The organism is Aquisphaera insulae (assembly GCF_011064615.1).
Classification (GTDB): domain Bacteria; phylum Planctomycetota; class Planctomycetia; order Isosphaerales; family Isosphaeraceae; genus Aquisphaera; species Aquisphaera insulae.
Window position 1 is genome coordinate 1 of sequence record NZ_JAALJH010000227.1, and the last position, 1,224, is coordinate 1,224.

The following is a 1,224-nucleotide window of genomic DNA, read 5'->3' on the forward strand; positions in this document are numbered from 1 at the left end:
TTCACGTTCGGATCAACCACGGGCAAGGAGCGACCGCGCCAGCCGTGGCCACCCCAGGCCGATGCGACGAGCGAGCCCTGTGGGAGCCGGCTCCGTCCGGCGACCGGGTGAGCCTTGGCTATCCCCCAGGCTGATGCCACAGGCAAACCCTGTGGAAGCCGGCTCCCAGTCCGCACGCGATCCAAGCGTTACGCGCTCTAGAATGACCCCGTGGGACGACCCCGACGAGACCCGCCCTCGAACTTCGTCTTGAATGCCTCCGGCAGACGCGATCGGACCTCCCCGGGGGCCTCGGTCACGATCGAGGGCCGAGCGTCCGAATCCAGCAAGATTCCGCCCCAGTGCTCGTCGGGGCCCTTCGAGGGGTCGTAGGCGACCCGGACGAGCCGATCACGTCCGTCGAAGATCCAGATGCCCCTGGGGGACCTCGCACCGGGCGACTCGACCAGGGCAAACCACGGGGCATCCTTCTCGATGAAGGGCTCCGTGGGCCGGTACGCCACCTCGAGTGTCTCTCGTCGGAACAGGGACTTGCGCATGGAGACGTGAGAGCGAACCTCGTAGTTCAGCTTGCCCTTCGCTTCGAAGATCCGCAACGTAAGCTCGCCGTGATAGAGCCGGAATGTGCCGGCCCTGGAGATGAACCCGTCGGGGCCGAGCTCGTCGGCGGCGAGGAAATTGGCCGGCGCCATGCCGGATAGAAGCACACCGATGACGATCGCCCCCGTGCGCCCGAACATCCGCGGTCCCTCCGCACCGAGTCCTGGTGGGTCGGGCCGTAGGCTCCGTCGACTCCTCGGCCCTGGCCCGGATTCTAGCGAGGGAGCGATCTTCCGGGAATGCGGGGCGTCGAGCACGCAGGCCGAGCTGGCGAAGGCCCTGCACGTCAACCAGGTCGCCATCTCCAAACTCGGCTGGAGCTTCCAGCAGATCGTCTCCTCATCGATGAACGGCTCGGTCGCCAGGCGGCAGCCGCACGTGAAATCCGGGTCGTCGGAACGATCGGCGTGCTGGAACCGGCCCCCCAGGAGCGGCTGATCGACCTTGGTCAGGCATTCGAGGCGGTCAAGCAGACGGATTTCTGGATCAGCCCCAGCTTCCTCGACGAACGCCTCTCCCTCTTCCAGAAGCGAACCCAACACCCGGCGATGCCGCCGAGCTCCGCGAAGCGATCCGGCTCCGGAGAGGAGCCCTGAGGAAGCGGATTCGGTCGGTAGAGTCAGA

2 protein-coding genes are annotated in these 1,224 nt (G+C 66.6%); one reads left to right on the top strand and one right to left on the bottom strand.

Going from position 1 to position 1,224, the window contains the following annotated elements; all coding sequences use genetic code 11:
• Positions 1–197 precede the first annotated feature (197 nt).
• A complete protein-coding gene (locus tag G6O54_RS36870) occupies positions 198–740 on the bottom strand; it encodes a hypothetical protein (RefSeq protein ID WP_165236123.1) in 543 nt (180 codons plus the stop codon).
• A gap of 99 nt (positions 741–839) precedes the next feature.
• On the opposite strand from G6O54_RS36870, the gene G6O54_RS38480 reads away from it, so the two are divergent.
• Entirely contained in the window at positions 840–1,196 is a 357-nt protein-coding gene (locus tag G6O54_RS38480; protein ID WP_256369030.1) for a PIN domain-containing protein, read from the top strand.
• Positions 1,197–1,224 lie beyond the last annotated feature (28 nt).

Bases quoted from the DNA above. Each gene is read 5' to 3' on its own strand.
- G6O54_RS38480 (WP_256369030.1), top strand. From the start codon at position 840: ATGCGGGGCGTCGAGCACGCAGGCCGAGCTGGCGAAGGCCCTGCACGT.
- G6O54_RS36870 (WP_165236123.1), bottom strand. From the start codon at position 740: ATGTTCGGGCGCACGGGGGCGATCGTCATCGGTGTGCTTCTATCCGGC.